The organism is Kurthia senegalensis, from assembly GCF_000285595.1.
Taxonomy (GTDB): domain Bacteria; phylum Bacillota; class Bacilli; order Bacillales_A; family Planococcaceae; genus Kurthia; species Kurthia senegalensis.
Map to the genome: position 1 here is coordinate 336,212 of NZ_HE611067.1, position 18,270 is coordinate 354,481.

22 protein-coding genes and 1 pseudogene are annotated in these 18,270 nt (G+C 35.5%); 10 read left to right on the forward strand and 13 right to left on the reverse strand.

Annotation, left to right across the window (positions count from 1 at the left end):
• The first annotated feature begins 70 nt into the window (after positions 1–70).
• A complete protein-coding gene (locus KSHG_RS11405) occupies positions 71–1,261 on the forward strand; it encodes a ParA family protein (protein ID WP_010306393.1) in 1,191 nt (396 codons plus the stop codon).
• A gap of 122 nt (positions 1,262–1,383) precedes the next feature.
• Positions 1,384–1,806 carry a hypothetical protein gene (locus KSHG_RS11415; protein WP_010306398.1) on the forward strand — a complete coding sequence of 141 codons (423 nt, stop codon included), beginning with the start codon at positions 1,384–1,386 and terminating at the stop codon, positions 1,804–1,806.
• A 71-nt stretch (positions 1,807–1,877) separates the two neighbouring features.
• Here the strand turns inward: KSHG_RS11415 and KSHG_RS11420 are convergent, their stop codons facing one another.
• The 3 genes from KSHG_RS11420 to KSHG_RS11430 form a co-directional block, all read right to left on the reverse strand.
• Positions 1,878–2,621: a GNAT family N-acetyltransferase gene (locus KSHG_RS11420; protein WP_010306403.1), complete on the reverse strand. Its 744-nt coding sequence runs from the start codon at positions 2,619–2,621 to the stop codon at positions 1,878–1,880.
• 40 nt (positions 2,622–2,661) lie between these two features.
• Positions 2,662–2,988, reverse strand: a complete 327-nt coding sequence (locus KSHG_RS11425; protein ID WP_010306409.1) for a GNAT family N-acetyltransferase — start codon at positions 2,986–2,988, stop codon at positions 2,662–2,664.
• 140 nt (positions 2,989–3,128) lie between these two features.
• Positions 3,129–3,980, reverse strand: coding sequence for a hypothetical protein (locus KSHG_RS11430; RefSeq protein WP_010306412.1), 852 nt, complete (start codon positions 3,978–3,980; stop codon positions 3,129–3,131).
• 110 nt (positions 3,981–4,090) lie between these two features.
• Here KSHG_RS11430 and KSHG_RS11435 point away from each other — a divergent pair, with 110 nt between their 5' ends.
• Both KSHG_RS11435 and KSHG_RS11440 read left to right on the forward strand, forming a co-directional pair.
• Positions 4,091–4,333 carry a (4Fe-4S)-binding protein gene (locus tag KSHG_RS11435; RefSeq protein ID WP_010306416.1) on the forward strand — a complete coding sequence of 81 codons (243 nt, stop codon included), beginning with the start codon at positions 4,091–4,093 and terminating at the stop codon, positions 4,331–4,333.
• Entirely contained in the window at positions 4,288–4,608 is a 321-nt protein-coding gene (locus tag KSHG_RS11440) for a GNAT family N-acetyltransferase (protein ID WP_042231869.1), read from the forward strand. The genes KSHG_RS11435 and KSHG_RS11440 overlap by 46 nt, the downstream gene beginning before the upstream one ends.
• Before the next feature lie 186 nt (positions 4,609–4,794).
• Here the strand turns inward: KSHG_RS11440 and KSHG_RS11445 are convergent, their stop codons facing one another.
• Both KSHG_RS11445 and KSHG_RS11450 read right to left on the reverse strand, forming a co-directional pair.
• The gene (locus KSHG_RS11445; RefSeq protein ID WP_010306424.1) at positions 4,795–6,339 is read right to left on the reverse strand and encodes a solute symporter family protein; all 1,545 of its coding nucleotides are present in this window, start codon (positions 6,337–6,339) and stop codon (positions 4,795–4,797) included.
• Positions 6,336–6,629, reverse strand: a complete 294-nt coding sequence (locus tag KSHG_RS11450; RefSeq protein ID WP_010306428.1) for a DUF485 domain-containing protein — start codon at positions 6,627–6,629, stop codon at positions 6,336–6,338. The genes KSHG_RS11445 and KSHG_RS11450 overlap by 4 nt, the downstream gene beginning before the upstream one ends.
• A 521-nt stretch (positions 6,630–7,150) precedes the next feature.
• On the opposite strand from KSHG_RS11450, the gene KSHG_RS11460 reads away from it, so the two are divergent.
• Positions 7,151–7,933 (forward strand): class I SAM-dependent methyltransferase, encoded by a 783-nt coding sequence (locus KSHG_RS11460; RefSeq protein ID WP_010306433.1) that lies wholly within the window; start codon positions 7,151–7,153, stop codon positions 7,931–7,933.
• A 124-nt stretch (positions 7,934–8,057) separates the two neighbouring features.
• Here KSHG_RS11460 and KSHG_RS11465 read toward each other — a convergent pair whose 3' ends face one another.
• Together KSHG_RS11465 and KSHG_RS11470 are read right to left on the reverse strand one after the other, a co-directional pair.
• Complete coding sequence (locus KSHG_RS11465; protein WP_010306436.1) at positions 8,058–8,810, reverse strand: serine hydrolase; 753 nt, start codon at positions 8,808–8,810, stop codon at positions 8,058–8,060.
• Between the two features lie 161 nt (positions 8,811–8,971).
• Complete coding sequence (locus KSHG_RS11470) at positions 8,972–9,250, reverse strand: hypothetical protein (protein ID WP_010306439.1); 279 nt, start codon at positions 9,248–9,250, stop codon at positions 8,972–8,974.
• A 230-nt stretch (positions 9,251–9,480) separates the two neighbouring features.
• Here KSHG_RS11470 and KSHG_RS11475 point away from each other — a divergent pair, with 230 nt between their 5' ends.
• Positions 9,481–10,701 (forward strand): carboxylate--amine ligase, encoded by a 1,221-nt coding sequence (locus KSHG_RS11475; RefSeq protein ID WP_010306443.1) that lies wholly within the window; start codon positions 9,481–9,483, stop codon positions 10,699–10,701.
• A 149-nt stretch (positions 10,702–10,850) separates the two neighbouring features.
• On the opposite strand, the gene KSHG_RS19265 is transcribed toward KSHG_RS11475, so the two are convergent.
• The 3 genes and pseudogenes from KSHG_RS19265 to lepB form a co-directional block, all read right to left on the reverse strand.
• A complete protein-coding gene (locus tag KSHG_RS19265) occupies positions 10,851–11,051 on the reverse strand; it encodes an IS3 family transposase (RefSeq protein WP_147630539.1) in 201 nt (66 codons plus the stop codon).
• A 315-nt stretch (positions 11,052–11,366) separates the two neighbouring features.
• Complete coding sequence (locus KSHG_RS19270) at positions 11,367–11,465, reverse strand: hypothetical protein (RefSeq protein WP_369008784.1); 99 nt, start codon at positions 11,463–11,465, stop codon at positions 11,367–11,369.
• 17 nt (positions 11,466–11,482) lie between these two features.
• A pseudogene (gene lepB / locus KSHG_RS16920) lies at positions 11,483–11,863 on the reverse strand (signal peptidase I); the annotation flags it as partial.
• Positions 11,864–11,981: 118 nt separating this feature from the next.
• Between lepB and KSHG_RS11485 the strand changes: the two are divergent.
• A complete protein-coding gene (locus tag KSHG_RS11485) occupies positions 11,982–12,854 on the forward strand; it encodes an NAD-dependent epimerase/dehydratase family protein (protein ID WP_010306449.1) in 873 nt (290 codons plus the stop codon).
• A gap of 94 nt (positions 12,855–12,948) precedes the next feature.
• Here the strand turns inward: KSHG_RS11485 and KSHG_RS11490 are convergent, their stop codons facing one another.
• The gene (locus KSHG_RS11490; protein ID WP_010306451.1) at positions 12,949–13,764 is read right to left on the reverse strand and encodes a hypothetical protein; all 816 of its coding nucleotides are present in this window, start codon (positions 13,762–13,764) and stop codon (positions 12,949–12,951) included.
• A gap of 623 nt (positions 13,765–14,387) precedes the next feature.
• The gene (locus KSHG_RS11495; RefSeq protein ID WP_026022590.1) at positions 14,388–14,567 is read right to left on the reverse strand and encodes a hypothetical protein; all 180 of its coding nucleotides are present in this window, start codon (positions 14,565–14,567) and stop codon (positions 14,388–14,390) included.
• Positions 14,568–14,732: 165 nt separating this feature from the next.
• Between KSHG_RS11495 and KSHG_RS11500 the strand changes: the two genes are divergently transcribed.
• A complete protein-coding gene (locus KSHG_RS11500) occupies positions 14,733–15,455 on the forward strand; it encodes a Fe-S oxidoreductase (protein ID WP_010306453.1) in 723 nt (240 codons plus the stop codon).
• A 113-nt stretch (positions 15,456–15,568) separates the two neighbouring features.
• On the opposite strand, the gene KSHG_RS11505 is transcribed toward KSHG_RS11500, so the two are convergent.
• A complete protein-coding gene (locus KSHG_RS11505) occupies positions 15,569–16,387 on the reverse strand; it encodes a hypothetical protein (protein ID WP_010306455.1) in 819 nt (272 codons plus the stop codon).
• 133 nt (positions 16,388–16,520) lie between these two features.
• Here KSHG_RS11505 and KSHG_RS11510 point away from each other — a divergent pair, with 133 nt between their 5' ends.
• Together KSHG_RS11510 and KSHG_RS11515 are read left to right on the forward strand one after the other, a co-directional pair.
• Positions 16,521–17,354: a YitT family protein gene (locus KSHG_RS11510; RefSeq protein ID WP_010306458.1), complete on the forward strand. Its 834-nt coding sequence runs from the start codon at positions 16,521–16,523 to the stop codon at positions 17,352–17,354.
• A gap of 20 nt (positions 17,355–17,374) precedes the next feature.
• The gene (locus tag KSHG_RS11515; RefSeq protein WP_010306461.1) at positions 17,375–17,731 is read left to right on the forward strand and encodes a hypothetical protein; all 357 of its coding nucleotides are present in this window, start codon (positions 17,375–17,377) and stop codon (positions 17,729–17,731) included.
• Positions 17,732–18,270 lie beyond the last annotated feature (539 nt).

Sequence of the window (18,270 nt, forward strand, 5' to 3'; positions counted from 1 at the left end):
TTTGTAAGCATTTATACAAATTAATTCGTGTAAAGTAAATTATACAAATGTACATAAGGAAGGTGTTCATATGGCAATTAAACTTTTTTTTGGGAATGTAAAAGGTGGTGTCGGTAAAACGACTATTACTGATATGACAGCCTATATTTTATCTACACAATACGAACAACGTGTATTAGTTATTGATTGTGACCATCAAGGAGATTCAACCGATTTCTTTTGTGATTATTTCAATATTGATTTAGGCATGGAACAAGGACAAGAAGGTTCTATGTTTACGATTTACGATGCGATTCAAGATTATGCACAAAACGATAATGTATTTGCAATTAAAAAAGCAATCGTTCCTGTAACAGATCATTTAAGCTTTATTCCTGCTAATTCTTTGTTAGAAGAATTCTCAACATTTTTATCTCGTATGAAAACGACAGAATCAATTCAAGGTACAACGTATATTCGTAACATATTACAAGCTGTTGAAGATGATTATGATTTTATTTTATTTGATATTCCACCGAGTGCGGGGCATCTTGTAACGAATGTGATTATTGCTTCAGATTTTTACGTAGGTATTATGTCAACAGAGAAAAAAGCATTCCGTAAGTTACAACCATTTTTTGATATGTGTAATGAACATAGTTTACGTGCTCAAAAATTTTTACCTGACTATACGGTTGCGGATAATTTAGGCGTTGTCATGTATTTTGTAACGCAAAACTTGCAAGAAGAAAAATATGTTGCCGATGCAGCGCAAGACTTTTTTGGACAATTAATTTTTGATTCGAAAATTCGTCGTGCAGACGTTGTACGTGAACATGAACGTATGCCAGAATTATTTTTTGAAGATACGGAAGATAACCGAGATTTTTTACGAATGTTTGAAGAAGTCACACAAGAGTTATTAATTCGTATGGAGGCTCTTCCAGAAGATACGATTCGTGTGGCCACACAAGAAATTTTAATGCCTTTACAAGCTTATTTTTCAGAGCAGCAATTGTTCCGTTTGAAAGAAGCTATTGAAGAACATGGACTTCAAAATATTGAAAAATTACGTTTACGTGGTTATAAATCAAACGATCCACGAAAAACATTGCAAGGTCACCTCATTCGTTTATTTTCAAATTGTAAAGATGACAATGCATTGTTCGAACAACAATTTGGCCAATTAATGAAATGGTTAGCGAAAACACCATCACCATATAGCATTAGTGCAATGCAACGTTTAATTCGTAAACATCGCAAAGCGCTAGAAATCGTTTAGGAGGTGCCTCAGATGCCCAATGATTGGTTAAAACCAAAAACAGCATTAAATATTAACAAAGTGAAACCAAACGCCTCTAAAAAGGCTGAGAAGGCTTCTACGCAAAATGCATTAACAAAAAAATGACAAAACGTGATATTCCGAATTTAAATTACCATGCAGAACGTCCGCGCTATACGTCTGATGTTCGTCGCCCAATTGGTGTATCACCTGATACGAAAGATGCGATTGCAGAAATCGCAGAAGACCAAGACGTTAAATTCAATATGATGGTTGCTGTTTTGACATTGTATTTCGAAGATCATAAATCTGAACAACTTGTTGAAAAACATCGTGAGAGCGTTCAGGCTGCTGTTAAAGTAACGTCTACCTCACGTGCGATTCATGTGTATCCGAATATTTATCGTTTAATTCGTCATAATGCGCGTATTTACAAAATGACAATTCGTGAATTAACACAATTAATGGTTGATGTGTATCGTGAAAAAAATGGTGCAAGTCAATTTATGGAATATGTTGATCGTTTTATGACGATGGAATCATAGAAAAAGCCGTTGTTCTTTTGAACGACGGCTTTTTCTATATTTTTATATTTTGATAAATGTATAAAATGCCTTTAAAAGGTCTTTAAGAACTCTATACGAAATCCATCATTCACAAATCCTAATTTTTCATACATTTCTTTTGCCGTATCCGCAGCATCGGTAACGAGCATCATATATGTATTTGGAAAGTCAGCGACAATTGCGGAAAGTAATGCAGAACCAATTCCCTGTCGTTGGAACATATCAAGTACGTAAAAATCGTCTAGTTCAATTCCTCGATTATTTAGATGCACTGTAATTGAACCGACGAGTTGTGAATCAACCGTTGCCGTATAAATTTTATGACGAGGCGAGCGTATTAATTTACGCAACAAATATGTCTTCTGTTCTGCGAAAATGGAATCGTAGCGTAAACTCTCTTCTTGTTGTGCGTGTAAATAAAAAGTCATCGTTTGATCTGTCACTTTTTGGATTTTTGCTACGCTCGTTGAAGTTGGTAGATAATGCGTACTATTCATTGTATATAAGTATAATTTTGTAATCGTATATTTCTTTGATGTTAAATAGGAAGAAACTACTTCTGAAAGCTCTTCATTTTCAGGCCAAATAAATTTAATATGTTTCATCCCATGTAGGCTATGGAAGCTCGTTAAATATAGTTCATACAGTTGATACTGTGTAAGATTCGGTAATTGTTTAAACGCTAAAAAATTACTATCATAGCGAGCAGACAATTGGGCATCAAAATAATGATGAACGAATTCATTTTGTCGGTATAACTGTGAGTCGATATGCAGCAATGAAAATGTCTTCATATGGGTTCTCCTTTTTGGCACAATCATTTAAACGTAGCTATTAGTCTGTTATGTTATATACGGTCGAAGTAATCGCATCGTGTAACATATCTCGGTCGAATGTTTTTTCGTAACGATTCAAAATGAAGGGCTCCGAAATAGCAATTGTTTTTGTAGTTTCAATAAAATGTGATGCAATAAAACCGACAACAATTCGATCTTCAATAACATAGACCGCATAATTCGGATTCGTTAAATAGATTTTCCATAATGCTTCATCTAATTCGAGATTCGAAGGAGTCGTCGGTTGGATAGATTGACAAATAGCTTGGATCGCTGCAAGTTGTTCAGCGTCTTGTAGTGTTGCTTTTCTAATGATTCTTTTCAAATAAATCGCCCACTTTCAACGATATATATTTTACCATTTCGTCTAAAAATTAAACATTTATTTCCTATCAATTGATAAAATACATTAATTCAAACAGTTTATGTCTTTTATTCGCATATTTTTATAAAAAGATAAAAGTATTAATGTATAAAATCTAATAGATTCAACGTTTTACCGTTCAAATGTGTAGGGAGTTGTTGCTCTTGTTGTAAGGTAATCATTGAGCCAACCAAATATTCCGCTGTACTAGAAAAGAGAAGTGTCGGACGGATGATTATGACATCGTCTAACTCGCTCGTGAAGCTGTGCCATTCATCGACATATAGTTGTGTACTAGAGTAATCACTTTGTCGTATGCATAAATGTGACATCGTTAATTCACAACGATGTAATGTGATGAAGTCGTACATGTCTATTTTTTGACAATGCAGCGTACTATATTTAATTTGACATGTTAGGCTGTTCGCATACCATTTTGTTGCATATAATGTCGTATGAATAAGAGAAAGTTTTTGGGCAATTAACTGAACCGTCGTGATGTGAAGTGTTAAAGCAGCGAGTTGAAGGTTTTCAATCGTTAAGTCAAATCGTTCACCAAGTAGCGCACAATCTATTATTTTCCCAGTCGCTTTTAATAAACATTGTTCACTTTGAAGACGTAAAGCTGTTATGTGAAGGCTATTTGTATAAATTGATAATTGTGTAGAGTTCAGTGTGCTATAGTATAAAATCGTATTTTCAATAGAAGAATATGCAGAAACTTGAACGGTTGTATCGTAAAGTTGACAGTTGCTTACAAAGATCGGTCCGGTAACGGTACTTTTTACGAGCGTACATTTTGCATCTAACCAACAGTCTTCACTAATTTTGCTGTTATCGTCAATCGTACCACCAATTGTTCCTTCACGTATGATTTTTTCACCTATACGAAATGTTCGGGTGGCTTGAAGTTGACGAGTTTTTTTCGTTTGTTCAATGAAAGTCCAGTTCATCGAAAAACTCCTTTTCTGTTTAGCATATCAAATAATTGATGAACTCGTGTAAAAAGTATGTGTAAATGTTTTAAAGTTGGGGCATAATAAGGAGGAGGGGGTTATCGATTATGACAGAACAACAATTAATAGAAGATGGATACCGTAAATATACTGGCGAGAATATTGATGTATTTTTTAATGCTTCTATGTGCGAGCACGCTGCTAAATGTGTTCGTGGTAACGGTAACGTATTTAATACGAAAAGAAAGCCTTGGATTTTAGCTGATGCTGCACAAGCCGATGAAGTAGCACGTGTGATTGATACATGTCCATCAAAGGCCTTACAATATATTCGAAAGGAAGATGTATAGTGGTAGAATTTCTAAAAGAAGAAGGTCGTTTTTATTTAGAAAATGAAGGCGAAATGGTTGCTGAAATTACATTTACACAACCGAATGACGAGTTCTTTATTATTGATCATACGTTTGTAGATGATTCTTTACGTGGACAAGGGATTGCAAATAAATTAGTGTTAGCAGTCGTTGAAAAAGCACGTGCAGAAGAAAAAACGATTATTCCTTTATGTCCTTTTGCTAAAGGACAATTTGAGCGTATTCCAGAATATGCGGACGTTTGGAGAAAATAAAAGAGGCTCAGACAATGTGTCTTACAACTCGATTAAAAGGGTACTGTCAGCTGGCAGTACCCTTTTTTTGTTAGTATACATGCATGTATCGGTGTAAGGTATTTGTTATGAAACGTATTATATGAAATAAAAAAAGGTATAGACATTTAATGTCTATACCTTTTATACAATTATTATTTTATAAAATTAGTGATCTACTGAATCGCTAACGTTTAAACCAGTCGTTGCATTTACTTTGACTTCAGCGTATTTACGAGCTTGTGCTTTTTCACCGATCATAGAGCCAATCCAGCCGGCTAAGAAGCCAAGTGGTACAGAAATAATCGCTGGGTTCGTTAATGGGAATAACGGTGTTCCCGTTAAGATGGCTGTGCCTTCTGGAGACCAAATATTCGGGCTAAGTGCTACGAGTATAAGCGCTGAAACTAAACCGAATAACATCGCTGACATTGCACCAGTCGTGTTGAATTTTTTGTAGTAAATTGTGTAAATAATAACAGGTAAGTTTGCAGAAGCTGCGATACAGAAAGCTAATGAAACTAAGAATGCTACGTTTAATGTTTGAGCGAATAAAGCTAGGATAATCGAGAATACAGCAACGCCGATTGACGCCCAACGTGCAGCGGCCATTTGTTGTTTCTCTGTAATTTTACCTTTTTTAATTACTTGTCCGTAAATATCGTGTGCGAATGCAGAAGCTCCTGACAGTACAAGACCTGCTACAACGGCTAAGATTGTCGCGAAAGCAACGGCACAAATGAATGACATTAAAATGTCTCCGCCAAGATATTGCGCAAGTAATGGAGCTGCCATGTTCCCTGCAGGGTTTGCAGCTAAAATTTTGTCAGAACCTACGAATGCCGCAGCACCGAATCCTAAGAAAATTGTTAAGATGTAGAAAATACCTACGATCCAAGTTGCCCAGTTAATAGAAGAACGAGCTGTTTTTGCATCTTTTACAGTGAAGAAACGCATTAGAATATGTGGTAAGCCTGCTGTACCAAGTACGAGTGCAAGCATCATAGACATCGTATCAATACCATTTGTATACTTCACGCCTGCTGTTAAATAATTTTCACCGTGAGGATTGTCTTTTGCGACAGTTGCGAACATATCTAAAATATTGAAATTGAATTGTGCTAATACGAGTACAGAAATGATGACTGTACCGATCATTAATAATACGGCTTTAATAATTTGTACCCAACTTGTGGCACCCATACCGCCCCATAATACGTAGATTGTCATCATCACACCTACGATTAAAACAGCTATTTTGTAGTCGATTCCTAAAAGTAATTGAATAAGTGCACCAGCACCAACAAGTTGTGCAATCATGTAGAACAGTACGATTACGATGGAACTAACTGCCGCTGTTGCACGAATTTTCTTTTGATTGAAACGAGCTGTAATCATATCAGCTAATGTATATTTACCAAGGTTACGTAATGGTTCTGCCACGATGTATAGTACGACTAAGTAAGCAACTAAATAGCCTAAGCTATAGAAGAAACCATCGAATCCGAATAATGCAATGGCACCTGCAATCCCTAAGAATGAAGCAGCTGATAAGTAATCCCCTGCAATCGCAATACCATTTTGCCAACCAGTTAAGCCACCGCCAGCAGTATAGAAATCTGCAGCAGAGTTATTACGTTTTGAAGCTAGATAAGTTACGAATAATGTTAGACCAACAATCGCAACGAAGAAGAAAATCCCAATTCCACTCATTTATAGTCACCAGCCTTTGCCTTCGCATTAATTTCATCTGCAGCTTTATCAAATGTTGCAGCTTTTTTCACATAAATAACAGTGAATGCCCAAACCATAATGAACAATCCAAGTGAATAAATCCAAATCCATGTGACGTGTCCAATTGCTTTACCGTCTAGTACTTGTGTAAAGGAAGATAAAAGCGGTAATAAGAAATACAGTACTAAAAAGGTAATTGACATCGGTACGATGAATTTTGCTTTACGTTTTGAAAGCGTTTTAAATTCTTGGCTTTCTGAAATATTCACATATTCTTGTTCAGTAAATGCTTTTTTTCGTTAGCCGAATTTGAAAGTTCTTCATTTGTATGCAGAACTTTTTTTCAACTTTATGATCCATATAGAAGCCCCCCTTGATTCAATTTAATAACTTTGTAAGGACGTATTGTCCTCTTGCAATAATCATATTTGAATGTTTTTACAAATGCAACATTTTTTATCGAAAAATAAAATTTTCTATTTTAAGTATACTTTAAACTAAAAATGAATCTTTTTTCTAAAATGAAACGAGTGTAATCAAGGGTTTTAAGATAAAAATACATTATTTGGAATAAAAGAAATTTACTTAAAAAGAAAAACGAAAATACGGTTAAGATGAAAAATGCAACGTAATAGTAAGTTTAGAAATATAAAAATACAATTGTATAAAATGCTATTTTACTAAGAAAATTTAAAATAGATGCGTCGATGGGGCCATTTTAAAAGTAGAAAAAAGGGGAATAGAAGAACAAGTAATTTTCTAGACAATACGAGGAGTAGAGGTGACGTAAATGAGCATTGATTTTCATGATCAAAAAAATAAAAAAACATATGCAGATCGTAACGCCAATATAGCTTGGAGCAAAGATATTGAAAGTTTATTACCGGAAGGAAAACATTTTAAGTGTGCCGCAGATATTGGGTGTGGCGGAGGCATTTACTCGAAAGCACTCGTCGATGCCGGCGTAGAAAAAGTCGTCGGTGTCGATTTTTCAAAAGCGATGCTTGAAGGGGCACGTGAAAATTGTAAAGATTATGAGACGATTACGTTTCAACAAGGAACAGCTTATGAAACAGGTCTACAAGATGAACAATTTGACCTCGTACTAGCAAGGGCATTAATTCATCATCTGGACGATTTAGACACGTGTTTTCGTGAAGCAAATCGCATACTTCAATCAAAAGGATATTACATCGTACAAGACCGAACACCGGAAGATATTTTATTAGAAGGTAGTGAAGAACATGTGCGAGGGTATTTTTTTGAAAAGTTCGTAAAGCTAAAAACGACAGAGATTAATCGCCGACACCGCAAAGAAAAAATTCGAAAAGCGTTAGAAGCGAATCATTTCGATATTGTACAAGAAGTCGCTTTTTGGGAAATTCGAGCAGAGTACCTTTCTAAAAAGAGATTGTTGAATGATTTACAACATCGAATTGGTCGAAGTATTTTATATGAATTGGATGATACAGAGCTAGATGAATTGATTGCCTATATTGATGAAAAGCTACCAGAGGATCAAGCGATTACGGAGAAGGATCGCTGGACAATTTGGATTGCGATTAAACAATAAAGGTTATTTTTTTATAAATGTATAATTTGACAATAATATAAAAGAGGATTCTTTTAGACGAAGAATCCTCTTTTTTCTTTTATTTATAAGTATTTTATACATTTATATTTTTATGATTTTATCTTTAGTCGAAATACATTTCGAGTAATTTACTAAATGGAATCCAAAATAACGCTTGGTCTTGTACGTCTGCAAAAATGGAAATGTACAGTCTTCTTTGACCGGAAGAGAGAATCCCTGTCGTAGCTGTAATTGAGTAATACGAAGAAGAAAGATGTGCGAAGTGTCGTTCTTCTTTATTAGAAAGCACGAGTGGGCTCGGCAACTGTTGGTCGTATAACATACCATACAAATGGCGACGACTTTCTTCATTAAAGAAAGGATTCGGTTCGCCAATAAGTTGAAGAAGCGTCATACAATCGATCGCAGAAGTGAAATTATCACGCATACGATTTTGAGACATAAATGGTTTGAGTAGACGCGTATTCGATACGTGAGCAGCTGTTAAGAACGTATCGAGTTCGTTACGATCTGTTTGCTCAAGTAACGTATTGGCTGCTGTATTATCTGCTACGATAATACTCAATTTCATTAAATCATGTAAGCTTAGTTCGGCAAGATCATGTAAATGCGCAATGACGCCACTACCTTTCGTAACGTTAGAGAGAGGGAGCACGTCTGTTAATTGTTGTTTGTTTAATTCGATTTGTTTCATCGTATGCATGACGAGTGGAAGCTTCATAATATGATGTGCGGTAGTTGGAACGGTTGCACTATGAGAGAAGAAAGCGTTTTGTTCTTTTAATGCGATATGAATTTGTCCTTGCTGCTTTTCACACAATGAATCGACGGCTTCCGTAAATGCTTGCCAGTTCATAAAATCACCTCATTATTTTTTAAAGTGTAACGTAAAATAAAAAAGACTGCACTTATAAAGCAGCCTTCATAAGAAAGAATATACGAAGTTGTAGAAAATCATATATCATTTAGTTATAATGTAAATATTTTATACAAATATAAAAATATAATTTTATTCAATTATATAGAAAGAAATACGCTATAAATTAATCTAGATGTTAATGCGAGCATTAATAATAGCGCGACATAGTAAAGAACGTAGTGGCGATCAAATTTTTGTCGGTAGCCGAGAATTAGTGCGACGACTAATAATAAGACGGCTAAAACCGCTACAATACTTCGCCAAACAATCGGACTGAGTAGTGTAATTGGGTAAAATAATGAAGCAATCGGCACTAAGAAAATTGTTAAAATTAACGCCAGTACTAAAAGGAATCCAATTTGAATTTGCTGTTTCATGAAAATCACCTCTCTACTAGTATAATTCCCGTCTCACAAAAGCTCAATCATCGTAGAAAGCTATAGAAAATACGTATCCTTTGTTTACGAAAGGAAGGCATTAGTAATATAATAACAAGGTGTGTACGAATCGTGCACAAATATAAATAGATGATGTAAAATGAATAAACACATCATTCAAAAGAAGGATTTTGCCATTCTTATTTTGAATGAATTATTTGGAGGCTATTATGTCAAAATTAAATTTTATTCCGATTATTGTCGGTACAGATATTAACGCATACAACATGGCGATTTCTTTCCACGAAGAATACAACGTGAAACCGGTATTAGTCGGTCGTGGAGAATTACCGTTTACGAAATTTAGTACGATTCCATCAACAATCGAATACTTCCCTAAATTAGGTGAACCAGAAGAGTTTGCTTCTATTATGGAAACGGTCGCAAAAAAATATGCGAAACCAGGTAAAAAATTAATGCTAGTCGGTACGAACGATATGTACGTTCGCTACATCGTTGAAAATGCAGCCTTTTTAAAACAATTTTACGTGTTTAACTACCCAACACTTGAAGTGATGGACATGCTACAATACAAAGCGAATTTTTATAAACTTTGTGAAGAGTATGGCATTGATTATCCTACAACACGTTTCTTTGACTGTACGACAGTTGACGTACCTTTCAAAGACGAGGACATTTTATACCCATTAATTTTAAAACCAAGTAACGTCATTATGTACTTAGATTTAAAATTCCAAGGAAAAGAAAAAGTGTATAAAGCGGAAACAGAAGAAGAAGCGAACCGCATTATTAACTTATTACACGATGCAGGTTATCACGATGAAGTGATTATCCAAGAATTCATCCCAGGTGATGATTCACTAATGTGGGATGGTGTCGTATATGCCGACCAAAATAAAAATGTACAGTTAGTAGCACTTGGTCAAGTTGTGTTACAAGAACATACACCGACTGCCATCGGGAACTATACCGCGATTCTTGCACGTTTTAATAAAGAGTTAATGCGTAAAATGCAAGACTTTATCGAACATATCGGTTATACGGGCTTCGCCAATTTTGACTTAAAATACGATGTACGTGACGGTAAATATAAAGTGTTTGAAATTAATATTCGTCAAGGTCGTTCAAGTTATTACGTAACACGTATCGGTCATAACTTAGCGCGTTACTTAGTAGACGACTGTGTCAATAATAAGAAAAAAGATGTCGTGTATGCGAATGGCGAATTTTTATTCTCAGTCGTACCGAAAAAAGTATTGCGTGATTTCGTAGAAGATCCAGCAATTAATGAAGAATGCCAACGTTTAATTAAAGAAGGAAAATGGGCAAACTCATTATTCTATCCGAAAGATAAGAGCTTCAAACGTAAATTGTATATGGCAGCACGTCAATACAACTACTATCAAAAATATAAAAACAATCAATGGTAATCAAGTAAAACGAAAAGGGATGGAGACACTAGCTTTCCTGTCTCACATAATCTTTTAAGCCGAATTTGATGGACGCTTTCCTGTGGCCTAGCTGAAGCCTCCTCGCTCGCTATGGGGTCTTCTGCTCACTAGGAGTCGCAGTCAAATTGTTATTGAACCATCTTTTTCCAGTATTGTGCTGGAGAAAGGTGGTTTAACTTTGCCAAAATCCGAGTATTATAGTAGCTAATGTATGCTCGAATGCTTTGAAAGACAACGTCATTTGTTGTTCTCAAAAGCCTTTCAATATAAAATATTTCATACTTTAAGATGGCATTATGAGAAGGCGTTCCTTTACGGGACATGCTCATAGTAACGCCTGTTTATTGAATCGCTCGTTGCTGTTCATGCGATGTGCTTTTTAGTCTTTTACGTTTAATTATATAAAACTATAAAAAGATAAATGTATAAAATATTTATTTTATTAAGTTAAATACCTAATATAACATGAAAATTTGACATATAAAAACACCTTCTATGAAAAACGGGATGGAAAATCGTTTTTTGTAGAAAGTGTTTTTTTCATAGCAAGTGACATCGTTTACAACGATCAATGAAAAGAGTTAATGCTTCTGATATTTTTTGTTTTAAAGAATATTTTTATAAATGTATAAAATGATAAATGTTTAATTTAGTGAATAAACAATGACAGATTTCACTTCGGTTTCGTAGTTGATACTATGGAAAATACGAGAATCAATTGAATGGTTTCGATTGTCCCCCATGACGAATACGTGTTTTTCGGAACGACTATTTTGAAATGGTCGGGGCGCATTAATTCTTTGATATAAGGTTCTTTTACATGCTGCCCGTTACGATAAAAATCTCGACCTCGTATTTCGAGCACATCACCAGGTAAACCGACGACACGTTTAATATACAATTCATGCCCTTTAATGTGATCAACGTCTAAAATGACGATGTCATCGTAGGCAGGTTTTTTCCATTTATAAGCGAGGCGGTTGACTAAAAATTTATCGCCATCTTGAATCGTATTTTCCATACTCTCCCCTTTTACGACGACAAAACGTAACGTCGTATAGAGGAGAATAGAGCATGTACTAGTCGTAAAAAAGAATACACAAAAAAGAATAATTGCGATGCGACGATGTTTTTGATCCATATGAAAAATCTCCTCTCTCGTATATGGTATAGTTTGAATACGCTCAAATTATTTTATTTTATTCTATACCACAATTCGAGTAAACGTATGTATACATTTTTGAAATGAGGGGAAACATATGGCAAACATTTTAGTATTAGGTGGTACACGTTTTTTTGGGAAACATTTAGTTGAACAATTAATTGAACAAAAGCATGACGTAACGGTCGCGACGAGGGGAATTAGTCAGGCGACATTTGAGGGGAACGTTACACGTGTTACCGTTGACCGAACGAATGAACGAGAGATGAAGGCATTATTTGCGCAACAAACATTCGATATTGTGTACGATAATATTTGTTATACACCACAACAGGCTAAAATAGTTTGTGATGCATTGCAAGGGGCGAATACGAAAGTCGTCTTTACGTCTACGATGGCTACTTATGCAGCAGATGGACAAATGAAAAAAGAAGAAGATTTTGACCCGTATCATTATTCGTATCAATTAAATACTGAAGAAACGTTATCGTACGGAGAAGGAAAAAAACAAGCGGAAGCTTTTTATACGGCAAATGCGACGTTTCCTGTGACGATTGTACGTTTCCCGATTGTAATGGGAACGGACGATTATACGGAAAGACTTTCATATTATGTGAAGCACATTATGACAGGTGAACCTATCGAATTGACAAATATGGAAGCTCAAATGGGTTTTATTTCATCGGTAGAAGCTGGTGCTTTCTTAGGATGGATTGGCTTCCAATCGCAAGAAGGCATTTGGAATGCAGTTAGCCACGGTACGGTGACGCTGCGTCAATTAATTGCTCAAATTGAAAAGATTTCACAAAATAAAGCGACGATTGTTGAAGGGACAAATAGTCCGTACAGCATTCCGAATTCGTGGTATATGGATAACGAGAAAGCGAAACGAGCAGGTTTTTCATTTTCAAATTTAGAAGATTGGTTAACGGACCTCATCACGTATTACGTAAAAAGAATTGGCAATTAGTCATTAAATAAAAAGGCAATCACCGTTTTCAAACGATGATTGCCTTTTTTCGTATGGATACATGAGGTAGTGACAGACTTTACTCGTTTTCGATTTAGCGTACGTTCCGGTTGAGCATCGTATGCCAAATAATCGTCAGCAACCAAAGCAGCAAACTAATGACGAGGATGATGACCATCGTCGCGATGTAGTAGGCAGTAAAGATGCTAATGTAGTGACTCAATCCGTCTGATAATGTGAGTCCGAACATGGCAGATAACAGGTTGATAATTAATAAGGCAATCGACAGGAAGAAAATACCACTCGTTGCACTTTCGAGATCGGATAGGCTTAGTCGAATGTGGACAGCAATCGCACTAGCAACAATGAGAAAGACATAGAGCTGCCAACTAAGTACGTGTTCGAATGTAAATAAGGAAACGAGAAATTGACCACTCAGTTTGAATAAGTCATAAAAGGTGGAAAGTTGCCAAACGGCGGGAATATGTCCAATTTTCGTTTCGACGATTTGAAAACTTGTAGGAAGTAAAAAATATAATAAAAGCAAAATACAAAGTGGTCCTGAAAATAGCGGACCGATTCCGACGAAAAATTTACCGATTAATTGATAGATATTTTTCGGATTGTACGAAAAATTAACGTAACCGAGCGTTCCTTCGGCATTCGGTTTTTGCACCCAAACAACTTTATTGACGCGATAGCCAAAAATTTTGCACATGAAGAAATGTCCAAATTCATGAATGGGTGTACCGATGAAAGACATGAAGTGAAAAAGAAAATGATCGTATGCAAATTTTTTCAACGTATGTTCGCCAATCCATTTCAATGCGAATCCGAAAAAGAAAATACATCCGAGTAGCTGGCAAAGTTGTGAAATCGTTAAGAGTAGAATATGTGTGACATTATCCATAAATCATTGTCGCTCCTCATATGTGAATAAATTTATTTTACGCTTTTTTACATGTAGGGGGAATATAATTATGAATATAAAATAATAATTGTATAAAATAATAAAAATATAAGTTTATAAAATATTGAATTTAAAAGGCTAAATGGCTTTTTGAATGTTGCATATTTTTGAACGATAAGAAAAAAGGATTGAGCTATTTGTGGGGATGTTCATGAAAAGGGGTGTTCAAAATAAAAAGTCATCAGCAACAGACCTAAAATTTGAGACAATCTAAAAAGAGAAAACCTCTTTTGAAGGAAATATTTGGAGTGACTTTTTGATGAACAACATACAGACGACATAAAAATGAAAGGGATTGAGATGCAGTGGGCACAAGTACGGGGGAAAGAAATTATGAAAGTATGTAAGGTTAAGAATGATAGTGCTATTGATTAATCGGTAAACAACATAGACATGTTTTATTTTGAATGGCTTTTGAACATAACAAATGTTGTCGTTCAAGCTTACATGAACGACTGTCATAACACGCAAATTTGGAAAAAATAAAACCACCTTTCACCGATTCAATATCGGAAAAAGATGGTTCAACAAAAATTGAACGGTGATTCTTAGCAAGGCGTATATTAAGAAGTATGCGCATTTACGTTAATCGTACGGGCAATTTCGACAATACCGACAATGAGAAAAAGAATGCTAATAGGCATAATAAACACGAGGAATAATTGAACAGCGATTAATTTCGTTACGAATAAAATAGAAACGATGGCTGTCAATACGACGAGCGTAAGAAATGTTTTTTCCATTGAACATCATCCTTTTTAAACGACTTTTTATGCCTACATCGTATCATAGAAGTGATGGGGGAAGGTACTATTTCGTCTTCGTTTAGTCGTTTAGTTTGTAGACGGTTTAATAAGAAGGAAAAGTGTATTATGATAAAAGGACTTATATAGAATAAAGGTGATTAAATGCCCGCATTAACAATGGAGCAAGTATTAATTTTAGATTCCTATCAAATATATACGACGCAGCCGAAGCGTTCTTTATTTACGCTAGACCGCGTTCATAAATTATTTTTCCAAGAAGATGAATTTGGGGATTTGATGAAAGGAATAACGAGTGCGACGTCTGTCGTTGCAGCTATGTCTCATTTTTCGAAAAAATATGCGCAGTTTATTGCGATGCAATTTTATATGTTAACAGCGTACGATGAAATTTGGGATGGTAATGAAGAAGATTTACGATTTGAAGCGACGCAACAAAACGGGGTGTATACGATTTGTATGTTTGCGAACCCGAATGATTGGCGCTACGTAAAAGAAGATGAACGGGAACGTGCGATGAAACATATTTTGTATCAGCAATGTTATAAAGTCGTACAAGATTTGAGAAACGTAACATCGATTTCGCCGAAAGTGATTTGGGATAACTTTTTCGTGCAAGTAGTCATTGTTTACGCGAAATTACTCGATGATCCATCGCTTGCAGACCGTGCAATGGATGATTTAGAAATGTTAGAAGAGAGAGACGTTTGGTCAGGGATTAGCACGAAATCGTTATTTTATGACTATACGCAAGGGAAAGCACCGAGCGCACTCGTAAATCAACCGATCCGAAAAACATGTTGTTTATCGAAAGACATTCCAGGTTTAGCCGCGTGTGGATATTGTCCACTAGAACAAGATGCATGAATGAAAAAAATGGGATAAAAAAAGCAGTCATCGTTTTAAAAACGGTGACTGCTTTTTGTCTTTAGTTAGAAGCACCACGTTCTGTGAGAACCGCCTCGGCTTGTTTTGCACCTTTATAATGATTGGTTTTGACACGAGAGAAGCCAGTTCGTCGCTTGTTTGTGAATGACTGGGTCATCAATTGCAGCAGTTAGAACGGTTAAATCGATGTGGAGCGTATTTAAAACGAATTTATTTTTAAACAGTAAGCGTGCATATTGTTCGGAGCAGTAATCGAAATCGAGTGGCTCATCGTCTAGCAAATAGCTAAGAAATTGTTTGCGAATTAAACTATGCGTCGCTGCGAGTGGCATACGAACAGCACTTCGTTCAATAATATGTGTCACGATTTGTAAAGCCGTCGTCCACTGTTTTTTACGAATGTAAGCACTCGCCAAATGCCCGTGGATGACGTTCCAATAAAGAGGGGCTTCTAATGATAATTCATGTAATAAGCGTTCATCTAATAAATTATATTGTTTAATTGCATCGTCTAGCTGGCCATGAATCATCAAAATCATCGCACGGTCATGCGTAAGCATCGCGTATTCTAAATGAAAATCTTCTTTGGATTGCTCGATGAAATCAAAACATTTTTGAATATGCTGTAGTGCAGTTTGGTAATGATTGGCTTCAATTAATTCATTGATTAAAACGAAGTCGAGCTGAAATTGTTGTAAAGGAGAGAGTGCTTTTTCTAAGAGTGTTTCTTTATAGGCAGTCATATAATGAGTAAAGCGGTCGGAATCATATGAACGCTGCGCACTCAATAAACCGTAATATAAGTACGTTCGTGTGTCCGTAATGGATGCATTTTCTAATGATATATCAACTACTTGAAAAACACGCTCATAAGCCATGTTATAAAAGTAGGTGGGAATTTGTTTATTCACTCGGATCCACGTCCTATCTGGAACGGATTTCTTTTTATTATACAATCTTTTAAAAGTTTTGAATACTCATATTCAAGACGTAAACTATTCGTTACAATAGGGGGGATATTGTAAATAAGAGAGGAATGGAAATATGAGTAAAGAAATACGTTCGTACAGTTTGATTGTACTCGGTACATTCATTTTAGGGATTTCATACAATACATTTTTATTACCGGCACGACTAGCAGCAGGAGGCGTCGTTGGTATTAGTACGATTTTGTATGATTTATACGGGTGGAATCCGACGCTCGTTCAATATGCGTTTAATATTCCACTTTTCATCGCAGGGTATTTTTTACTCGGTAAAAATTTCAGTGTCAAAACACTCGTTGGTACGTTATTATTGCCTACATTTATCGGGTTTACGACGAATTTACCGTTTGCGGTACATGACCCGATGCTCGCTTCCATTTATGGGGGAATGTTAACCGGTTTAGGACTAGGATTAGTATTTAGAGGAAATGGTTCGACAGGTGGTACGACAATTATTGGGCAATTGCTGAAAAGATATTTTCATTTATCGAGCGGCTTTGCACAATTATTAATTGATGCGACGATTGTCATTTGGGCGATGTTCGTCTTTAATTTAGAACTCGCTTTGTATGCGATGATTGCGATTTTCATTACGAGTAAAGTGATTGATTTCGTTCAACTTCGTTCATCTACTTCAAAAATGGTCATGATTATTACAGAAGAAGAAGAAGCGGTCAAAGCGCTCATTCACAATGAAATTGATCGTGGTACGACGAAGCTCTGGTCTGAGGGTGGGTATTCTAAAAAGAAAAAAGCGTTGTTATTTACTGTTGTCGAACAAGCAGAAGCTGTGTATTTGAAAGAAGTTTTGCAACAACAACATAAAGATTCGTTCGTCATTTTCTTAAATGCCTCAGAAATTATCGGGCGAGGATTTTCGATGCCACGTTAACGAATCGTTAGGAGACAAAAATGAAATGTAAATGGATGATTGGCTTCGGAATAGCTACATTTGGCATCATGAAATGGTACAGAAGAAACAAAGAAAATAATACAGCAAACTATCCACTATATTTAATAAAAGATGCGCCTATTTATGCACAACCGTACGGAGAAAAGATTGGTAAATTACATGCCTATTACGAAGGAAAACGTCAAAAAGTTATCGTAAAAAAATATATAGATCATAAATGGTTGGAAGTGGATGGACCTGAAAAATACTTTATGAAATTTTTCCATTTACAAGTAAATGATACAAAATATGAGTATTTAGTTGCGAAAGAACGAACGCCTCTTTATACAGAATCGACTGAAAAATCTAAAAAATAATGGATATTCCATTCGGGACACGTGTTAAAATTTTGCATCATAATCAAGGTGAACAATGGATTCATATGGAAATTATGAAAAATAAAATAAAATCTCTGGTTTTGCATTAGCAGCGCATTTTAAATATTAGGTAAGTAACACTTATAGGTATAAGGGAATAGTTAATTTGGAAAATTTAAAGTAAAAAAGAAGTAAAAAGATATAAAAGTGTTCACAATTTATTCAATAAATAAGGACTAATTCATCTATTTATGTTTAGTAAATGAGTTTAAAATAATATTGTAAAAAAATATAGAGAAGAATATGGGGTACTACAATATTATGAAAAAACGTTATACACAGCATCTGCGGCAGCCTTATTATTAGCCAGTGTGGCGGCGCCAAATGCAGCATTTGCTTCAGAAAATTCAGTAGCAGAAAATCAACCCGTTGAACAATCAACTGAAACCGTACAAACAGTTGAAACTGTAAATGTGGATGAAGCAGCAAAACAAGCGGAAGCAGCAAAACAAGCGGAAGCAGCAAAACAAGCGGAAGCA